General features: G+C 60.5%; 9 protein-coding genes and 1 pseudogene. 4 read left to right on the top strand and 6 right to left on the bottom strand.

Annotation, left to right across the window (positions count from 1 at the left end; genetic code table 11):
- From C5O18_RS04050 to C5O18_RS04025, 6 genes are all read right to left on the bottom strand, one after another.
- Positions 1-432: tyrosine-type recombinase/integrase (locus C5O18_RS04050; RefSeq protein ID WP_338132501.1), on the bottom strand; the 432-nt coding region annotated here is incomplete at its 3' end.
- A gap of 27 nt (positions 433-459) precedes the next feature.
- The gene (locus tag C5O18_RS04045) at positions 460-957 is read right to left on the bottom strand and encodes a DUF411 domain-containing protein (RefSeq protein WP_105191682.1); all 498 of its coding nucleotides are present in this window, start codon (positions 955-957) and stop codon (positions 460-462) included.
- Positions 954-1,541: a c-type cytochrome gene (locus C5O18_RS04040; RefSeq protein WP_105191680.1), complete on the bottom strand. Its 588-nt coding sequence runs from the start codon at positions 1,539-1,541 to the stop codon at positions 954-956. The genes C5O18_RS04045 and C5O18_RS04040 overlap by 4 nt, the downstream gene beginning before the upstream one ends.
- A 15-nt stretch (positions 1,542-1,556) precedes the next feature.
- The gene (locus C5O18_RS04035) at positions 1,557-2,924 is read right to left on the bottom strand and encodes a multicopper oxidase family protein (protein WP_241146731.1); all 1,368 of its coding nucleotides are present in this window, start codon (positions 2,922-2,924) and stop codon (positions 1,557-1,559) included.
- Positions 2,925-3,025: 101 nt separating this feature from the next.
- Complete coding sequence (locus tag C5O18_RS04030; RefSeq protein ID WP_105191678.1) at positions 3,026-3,442, bottom strand: hypothetical protein; 417 nt, start codon at positions 3,440-3,442, stop codon at positions 3,026-3,028.
- A gap of 39 nt (positions 3,443-3,481) precedes the next feature.
- Positions 3,482-5,116: a TolC family protein gene (locus C5O18_RS04025; protein ID WP_158249261.1), complete on the bottom strand. Its 1,635-nt coding sequence runs from the start codon at positions 5,114-5,116 to the stop codon at positions 3,482-3,484.
- A 215-nt stretch (positions 5,117-5,331) separates the two neighbouring features.
- Between C5O18_RS04025 and C5O18_RS04020 the strand changes: the two genes are divergently transcribed.
- The 4 genes and pseudogenes from C5O18_RS04020 to C5O18_RS04005 form a co-directional block, all read left to right on the top strand.
- Positions 5,332-6,024, top strand: a complete 693-nt coding sequence (locus tag C5O18_RS04020; RefSeq protein WP_105191674.1) for a heavy metal response regulator transcription factor — start codon at positions 5,332-5,334, stop codon at positions 6,022-6,024.
- A complete protein-coding gene (locus C5O18_RS04015) occupies positions 6,005-7,390 on the top strand; it encodes a heavy metal sensor histidine kinase (protein ID WP_206389717.1) in 1,386 nt (461 codons plus the stop codon). The genes C5O18_RS04020 and C5O18_RS04015 overlap by 20 nt, the downstream gene beginning before the upstream one ends.
- 115 nt (positions 7,391-7,505) lie before the next feature.
- Positions 7,506-7,819: pseudogene (locus C5O18_RS04010) on the top strand (IS3 family transposase); the annotation flags it as partial.
- 101 nt (positions 7,820-7,920) lie between these two features.
- A partial coding sequence (locus tag C5O18_RS04005) for a DUF2939 domain-containing protein (RefSeq protein WP_158249260.1) occupies positions 7,921-8,244 on the top strand: 324 nt, incomplete at its 3' end.

Below are 8,244 nucleotides of genomic sequence, written 5' to 3'. Positions count from 1 at the left end.
GGGGCTGCGCTTGATCGCCACGACCGTGCCTGCGTGCTCTTCGGCTCCGAGCTCTGTGTGTGCATAGTCGAACGGTGTCACGTGCTCCAGGCGGTTCGCGTCTAGGTAGTCCGCCCACCATTGCATCATCAGTCGACGCTCTTGAAGGAACTCGGCAGCGTGGGAGTAGGCCAGGCGTACGCTATTTCTCTCTTTATGGCTCATCTGGCGTTCGACAGCGTCTTCTTGCCACAAGCCGGATTGAATCAACGCGCCACAGGCCATCGTACGAAAGCCATGCCCGCATAGCTCGTCCGTGCCGTAGCCCATGACGCGCAAAGCCTTGTTGATCGTATTCTCAGAAATCGGGCGCCAGTAGTTCCGAGTGCCGGGGAAGACCAGGTCGTTTTTCTCGGCCCCTGTCAGCTCTTGCAGCTGCTTCAAGGTGGCCACGGCCGAGTCCGATCACACGCCAAGTGCTCACTGCACGTCACCATGGCGAGCATAGGTTGTGGTCTCCTCGCCGCTGAAGAGCAGGGTCTCGTAGGGCATGCGTTGATCTCCCACCTCCATACCCGGTGATCCCACCGGCATGCCGGGCACAGCCAGGCCCTGAGCCTTGGGCTTTTCCTGCAGCAGTCGTTTGATGTCCGCTGCCGCGACATGCCCTTCGATCAGGTAGCCACCGACCGTGGCGGTATGGCAAGACGCCAGGCGCGCCGGGATGCCCAGGCGCGACTTGACGGCATTCATGTCCCCTTCGTCATGGACCTCGACAGCAAAGCCCTCGGCCTTGAGGTGGTCCACCCACTTGCCACAGCATCCGCAGGTCGGGCTTTTATGAACCACGATGGTGTCAGCCGCCGCTTGGGCAATTGGCTGGGGAGCCTGGTCAGAAAGCAGGCTGAGAGCACCCAGACCCGCGAAGACCAGAGCCAGCAGACCGATGGCCCAGAATGTGTTGCGTGATCGACTCATGGTGCCATGCCTTCCTCGGTATGCCCTGCGTGACCGGTCATGGGTTCCGCGCGGGCTGTCAAAATCTGATACTGGGTCTCATCAAGCTGCGGCAACTTCTGCAGGAAGGCCACCATGGCCCAGATCCTGGCATCATAATGGGTTTTGCCCCAGGCCGGCATGCCAGAGGCTTTGATGCCATGCTTGATGATCCAGAACTGGCGGGCAGCACTGGCTGCCGCATCGCCATGATCATCACCTTCATGGCCATGCTCAGCGGCACCCTTCGCCAGATTAGGCGGCTGCGGATACAAACCCATGGCCATGTCAGAGCTTTTCACGCCGGGCTTGAGATGGCAGCCCGCGCACATGTCATTGTAGTCTGCGCCCCCACTGAGCAGCATCTGAGGGTCATCGAGAGGCGGTACGGCAATGTCTTTGCTGCGCACGGCAATCGAACGCTCACGCAAGGTCTCCAGCGCCCAATAAACCGGCTTGGTGTGTTCGTCATCTGCCCCCATGGAGTAGATGCCAGAGTAGAGAAAGCCCAGCCCTGCAAGCGCACCCAGCGCGCCCAGTCCCAGCAAGATCTTCAGCGTTTTCATGAGTCAACTCTTGGTTCAGCCGCCATGGCTTGAGTGATCCATGCCCGGCATATCGGGCATGCTCTCCGGTGCGGTAGATGGTTTCCGGGCGGGTGCGCCATAGGGATTGCGGCGCGTGGGCTGACCAAAGTCGGGACTCTTGCTGACACGCCGGGCAATCTTGTCCTTGGGGTAGCGATACCAGCCGGGGTCAGTGAAGTCATTGGTCCGCTGGTCATCGCGCACCTTGACCACGGTGAACATTCCACCCATTTCGATGGGACCAAACTGTCCTTCGCCCGCCATCATCGGCAGTGTGTTCTCCGGCCCCTTGAGGCCCATGGCGACGTGACCGCTGTGCTCGCTCATGCCATTGCGCCCCATCGCGCCATAACCCGGTAGCATCTTGCGAATCTCGGCCTCGACGCCGGACTGATCGACCCCGGCCGGGTTGGGTATCCCATGCCCCATCGGGCCCATGGTGTGGTGAGCCATGTGACAGTGCAGTGCCCAGTCACCCGGCTCGGTGGCCACAAACTCGATATCGCGCATCTGGCCCACGCCGACGATCTCGGTCACTTCTCTGCGCCATTGGGCCTTTGGCCAGCGCCCCGCATCACTGCCGGTGACCCAGAAGGGATTGCTGTGCAGATGAATGGGATGGTTCCACATCGACAGGTTGCCTATACGAATACGCATACGCTCGCCGGTCCGCATGACCAGGGGATCAATCGCCGGGAAGACTTTGCTGTTGAAAGACCAAAGGTCGAAATCCTGCATCACGGAGGGGTCTGGCCGATAGGTGCCAGGATGCAACGCCCAGTTGTGCAACAGGAAGGCGTAGTCCCTATCCACGGGCACCTCTTCGCCCGCCTTGGGGTGGATGATGAACAGGCCCATCATGCCGAAGGCCATCTGGGTCATCTCGTCCGCATGCGGGTGGTACATGTGAGTGCCATGCTGCCTGAGCGTGAACTCGTAGACATAGGTTTCGCCAACGCCAATGGCGGGCTGGTTGAGGCCTGCCACGCCATCGAAACCGGACGGCAGATCAATGCCATGCCAATGCACACTGGTGGGCTCGCCGAGTCGATTGGTCACGAAGATGCGCACGCGGTCACCCTCGACCACCTCGATGGTCGGGCCTGGCGTGGTGCCGTTATAACCCCAGCACTTCGCTCGTGAGCCCGGCGCGAATTCGTGCTCGATCTCCTCGGCGACCAGGTGGAACTCCTTGACCCCGCCATTCATTTTGTAGGGCAGCGTCCAACCATTGAGCGTGCGTACCGGCAGATAGCCTTGCGGGTGCCGCTTGACCTTGGCGGGGCTGGCAACAGCAGGTGCACTGGGCATCTGCATGCCTTGCATACCTTCCATGCCTGCCATACCCGGCATGCTGGACATGTCATGGCTCATGGGCTGGGCTGAGGCATTACGTGCAGCCCCAGCCAGCAGGCCGACGCCGCCCACACCAACCCACTGCAGCAAATCGCGTCGAGAAAGCATTAGTGACCTCCGTGCTCCGGCATCGTCATGCCATGGCTCATGCCAGGCGTGTTGCTGTCCATACCTTTCATCGTGCTGTGATCCATCGGCGCCGCCTTGTCAGCAGGTGCCTTCGATGTGCTGTCGCTCATGCCGGGCATCTTGCTATGGTCCATGCCCTGCATCGTGCTGTGGTCCATGGGTACCGCCTTCCCGTCAGCCGGCTTCTTCGTGTTCATGCACTTCATGTGCATGGCCTTCATGACCGGGTCATTCATGTCCATCTTCGCCATGTCCATTTTGGCCATGGCGGCACAGTTCGGACCGGCCTTGGCCGCCGCCGCTTCAGCCGCATGCATGGCGGGATCATGAGCAAAAGCGCTCTGGGCAGCCAGCAGCAGCCCGGCAATGAGGGTGGTGCGGTATGCGATTTTCATGATGTAGCTCCTTAGGATTCCGTCGTTGTGAAGAGGTTTTCAATGACCTTGGTGAGGCGATGTCGTGGGTGCTGCTTCAGGTGCAGGAGTTACGGTTGAGTCCGTAGCCTCCATGCCGGTCATTCCGCTGTGGTCCATGCCACTCATCTCGCCCATGTTGCTCATGTCATGACTGGTCATGGCAGGCTGATTCAGTGGCGCAGAGGCGCCATCCTGGCTGTGGTCCATGCCTTCCATCGCCGGCATGTTGTGACCAGCATGCCCCGTACCGGCAGAGGCAGCCTCCGGCAGCATGATTGGACTGATGCTGAGCTCGCCGATGTGGGTGTCGCTGGGCAACGCACCGCCCACCGCCCGGGCCAGATCCACGCGCGACTTCCAGTAATCGCGCAAGGCCGCCAGGTAGCCCTCGTAAGCGTTGTATTCCTCACGCTTGGCCAGCAGCAGCTCGAACTGCCCCACGATCATGTAGTTCTGCAGCTCCTGCGTCCGGGCCACGATGGCCTCGCGCTGCGGGATGAGCCCGCGCTGATGGCGCAGGACACGTGTCCGGGCGGAAACCATACGCGCATAGGCTTTGGAAATGCCGTTGGCAACCTCGCCCTCAAGCAGGGCGACATTGGCCCTGGACTGCTCCTGCAAGGCTTCTGCGCGCAGAACACCACTGCCCGACTTGCCAAACAGCGGCAGCTCCAGCGCAACGGTCGGGCCGAGTGAGCGGGAGCGGTCAGAGTCACGCTCTCCGGCAATGCCGACTTCCAGGAAAGGTATCCAGCGCAGCGTCTTGGCCAGACCCAGAACATCATCCGAGCGCTCGACTCGCATACGTTCGGCGACCAAATCAAGGCGCTGCTTCAAGCCAAGATCAATCAGCTCCTGTGCCGATGACTCATCCGACACCGGCAACGGAAGACGTGCATCCAGTTGCCACGACTTGTTGGTGGCGAGCCCAATCAAGGTATTGAGCGTCACTCGCGCCGACTCCGCTTCAGCCTGCGCGGCCTCCTGATCCAGCTCGGCCTGCTCAGCCGCCGCCTGTTCGCGTGCCAGTTCCAGCGCATTGATGTTGCCGGCGTCATGAAAACGTTTGGCGAGGTCCGCAGAGGTACGAGTGGCCTTGGCAATGACAGTGCGCATCTGCGCGATCTGGGCGCTGCCAACAGCCTCGAAATAGGCCTCGTTCACGTCCGCAGCCAGCTCCTGCAAAGACAGGGCGGTCTCAGCCTGCAGGCGAATCAGCTCGGCTTTTGCCAGCCGACTGCGGCTGCGGATAAACAGAAGATCGGTGAAGTTCTGCGCCAGGCCGTAGCCCAGCTTGGTCGCATCGCCGCTGACGTTGGAGTTCATGGCTGAAAACGACAAGACCGGATTGGATAATCGGCTGGCCTCCACCCAGTCCGCCTGGTTTAGACCCAGCCGGGCATACTCCAGACGTACCCTGGGGTTGCGCAGCAAGGCCACGCCAACCGCACGCTCCGCCGTCAGCGGCTGCGCCAACAAGGTATCGACCTGCTGGTTCAGATCCTTGTCTTGCGCCCGCATGCTGGTGGGCTTGGCTGCCAGGCCAGGATCTCGTGCCTTGACCAGCTCGTTGACGTTCGCCAGTCCACGGTCAGCAGGCAGAGAGGCGCAACCTGCCAGCACCAGCACGATCCCAGCCGGCAGCAGACGCATGCCATGGCGACCCCGCGCTGAAGCGCCGGATGGCTTGGTCTGAGACGACATGAACGACGGCATGCATAACCCCATCACGAACATTTGATGGGGTCATCATGCGACTGACATCAGGACAGCAACCTGACCTCAAGATTACATTTTTGTCAGCCTGACTTAATCTTGCGCAAACCCGCTAGTGTTCCATCAGAGCAAGCTGCAGAGAGGGGGCGGATGTGAAAATCCTGCTGGTTGAAGATGAGGCCAAGACCGGCGAGTACCTCAAAAAGGGACTCACCGAGGCGGGCTATAGCACCGATTGGGTGACCGACGGCCTGAGCGGGCATCACCAGGCGCTGACGGGTGACTACGATCTGGTCATCCTTGATGTCATGCTGTCCGAGATCACGGGTTGGCAGGTGCTGGCAGGTATCCGCAAGGCGGGGCTGTCGATGCCGGTGCTTTTTCTCACCGCACGCGACCAGGTGGAGGATCGCGTCAAGGGTCTTGAGCTGGGTGCTGACGACTATCTCGTCAAACCCTTTGCGTTTGCCGAGCTGCTGGCCCGTGTGCGCACCCTGCTGCGCCGTGGTCGCTCGCGTGACACCGACACGCTCAAAGTCGCCGATCTGGAGCTGGACCTGCTGCGCCGCCGCGCCATCCGGGCTGGTCGCCGCATCGACCTCACCGCCAAGGAGTTCGCGCTGCTGGAGCTGCTGATGCGCCGCCAAGGCGAAGTGCTGCCACGCTCTCTGATCGCCTCCCAGGTCTGGGATATGAACTTCGACAGTGACACCAACGTGGTCGAAGTGGCCATCAAACGTCTGCGCACCAAGGTCGATACCGGTTTCGACACCAAGCTGATCAACACGCTTCGGGGCATGGGCTATGTACTGGAGGCTCCTGCAGATGATGCGTCTGCTACCTGACTCCATCACCGCGCGCACCAGCATGCTCTTCACGCTGCTGGCCGCGCTGGTGTTTGTGGTCATGGGGCTGGTGATTCAGGTATCGGTCAATCGGCATTTTGCCGAGCAAGACCGGGCGGCCGTGTCCGGCAAGCTGGAATTGATCAGCAACATCCTGTTGAGTCCGGCTACCGAAAGCGACGAGGCGCGCATACGCCGGCAACTCGCCAGTGCGCTGGTCGGACACCATGATCTGGTGGTGCGGGTGCAGGATGACCATGGCCAGGAGGTATTCGCGTCAGGTCACGATGGGCTGCCGCTGGCAGCGCTGCAGACAGTGACCCCAGGCGCGACTTTGCAAGCCTGGTCGGATGGCGAACATGACTACCGACTGGCCGTGGTCGATGTGGCGGGACCTGAGCATCGCTGGCGTGTAGGCATCGCCATCAACACCTTGCATCATGAAGTCTTCCTCCGCGCTTTCGAGCGCGAGCTGTTCCTGATCGGTGTCGGTGGGCTGGTGCTCATGGTCGCGCTGGGCTGGCTGGCCGTCCGACGTGGCCTGATGCCGCTGCAGCGTATGGCCGTGGTCGCCGAAGGCATCTCCGCCAGGCATCTGCAGGATCGGCTGTCCACGACGACCGTGCCGGTGGAGCTGGAGACGCTGGCCAGCGCCTTCAACGCCATGCTGGATCGCCTGAGCGACTCCCTGGACCGTCTCTCGGCTTTTTCCTCGGATCTGGCACACGAGCTGCGGACTCCAGTCAACAACCTCATGACGCAGACGCAGGTGCTGCTGTCCAAGCCGCGCTCGGATGAGGACTACCGCGAGGTGCTGTACTCCAATCTGGAGGAGTTCGAGCGTCTGGCGCGCATGATCAGCGACATGTTGTTCCTGGCCAAGGCCGACAACGGCCTGATCATGCCTCATCGGGAAGCCGTGCAACTGGCCAGCGAAGTCACGGCCGTGCTGGAGTTCTATGAGGCCCTGGCCGCCGACAAGTCCCTCATCCTGCAAGCCAGTGGGCAGGCGGTGGTCATGGGAGATGCTCTGATGTTGCGCCGTGTGATCAGCAACCTGGTGTCCAATGCTGTGCGCCATGCCTACCCGGATACGGTCATCAGTGTGGTTATTTCCACTCAGGAACACGACGCCTGCCTCACCGTCCAGAATACGGGCGACACCATTCCCGAACAGCATCTACCGCATTTGTTCGAGCGCTTCTATCGAGTAGATGGCGCGCGTCAGCGTACAGAAGAAGGGGTCGGACTCGGACTAGCCATCACGCGCTCCATCGTGATGGCCCATCAAGGAAGCATTGAAGTCAGCTCTCAAGAAGGGATGACACGATTTACCATTAGGCTGCCGACTGTAGGGGGCAACTGACCCTACAAATTCTGACCCAAACTGGTCAAATCCTGCGGCGGCTGTGGTCAGTGTCAATGAAAAAGCGAGGTCAGTAAGATTGGCAAACTGTGGTCAACTGATTGGCGATACGTAGGATGCGCTGGAGCAGGCCTTGCATGCCCGTCGCTTCGACCGTTCAGGCGATCTGATTCATCACAGCGACAGGGGCAGCCAATATGTCTCCATCAGCTATACGGAGCGTTTGGCCGAGGCCGGTATCGAGCCTTCGGTGGGCAGCAAGGGCGACAGCTATGACAATGCACTGGCCGNGCGGTCGAGATGGCGACATTGCGGTGGGTTCACTGGTACAACACCAAGCGTCTGATGGAGCCACTGGGTGATATCCCGCCGGCAGAAGCTGAGGCAAACTTCTACCGGCAGCAAGCAGGTCAGGCCATGGCGGCCTGACTTAAACGAAACGGCCTCCACGAAACCCGGCTTGATTCACAACCCTCATTTGATAAAAAGCATGGCATGCTCGAGCGAAGGCTATGGCAAGGAGCTGTCTCGTGAAGAAGGGTATCTGGGCTGTTGTGGGGGTTCTTGTTTTAGTGATCGGCTATGTAGTGGCGGGTCCGTTTCTAACGATCCACCAGATCAAAGGGGCGCTGAAGGAGCGCGACAAAGAGGCCTTGGCGGAGCGCGTCGACTTCCCCGTCCTGCGTACCAACCTCAAGGAACAATTCAATGAGCGCCTGATGGATGAGATGTCGTCGTCTCAGCATGCTGACGGATTTGCCGCCTTTGGCATGATGCTGGCGTCTAAGCTGGTTGATGTCATGGTAGACGCTATGGTGACTCCTTCAGGCATTGCACGCTTGATGTCAGGCGAG

This window comes from Amnimonas aquatica (assembly GCF_002943415.1).
GTDB lineage: Bacteria > Pseudomonadota > Gammaproteobacteria > Pseudomonadales > Moraxellaceae > Perlucidibaca > Perlucidibaca aquatica_A.
The sequence above is the reverse complement of the archived record's forward strand: the minus strand, read 5'-3'. Positions and strand labels throughout refer to the sequence as shown.

Excerpts from the sequence above, each read along its gene's own strand:
- C5O18_RS04045 (WP_105191682.1), bottom strand. The coding sequence starts at position 957 with ATGAGTCGATCACGCAACACATTCTGGGCCATCGGTCTGCTGGCTCTG.
- C5O18_RS04035 (WP_241146731.1), bottom strand. The coding sequence starts at position 2,924 with ATGTCCAGCATGCCGGGTATGGCAGGCATGGAAGGTATGCAAGGCATG.
- C5O18_RS04030 (WP_105191678.1), bottom strand. The coding sequence starts at position 3,442 with ATGAAAATCGCATACCGCACCACCCTCATTGCCGGGCTGCTGCTGGCT.
- C5O18_RS04015 (WP_206389717.1), top strand. The coding sequence starts at position 6,005 with ATGATGCGTCTGCTACCTGACTCCATCACCGCGCGCACCAGCATGCTC.
- C5O18_RS04040 (WP_105191680.1), bottom strand. The coding sequence starts at position 1,541 with ATGAAAACGCTGAAGATCTTGCTGGGACTGGGCGCGCTGGGTGCGCTT.
- C5O18_RS04025 (WP_158249261.1), bottom strand. The coding sequence starts at position 5,116 with ATGCGTCTGCTGCCGGCTGGGATCGTGCTGGTGCTGGCAGGTTGCGCC.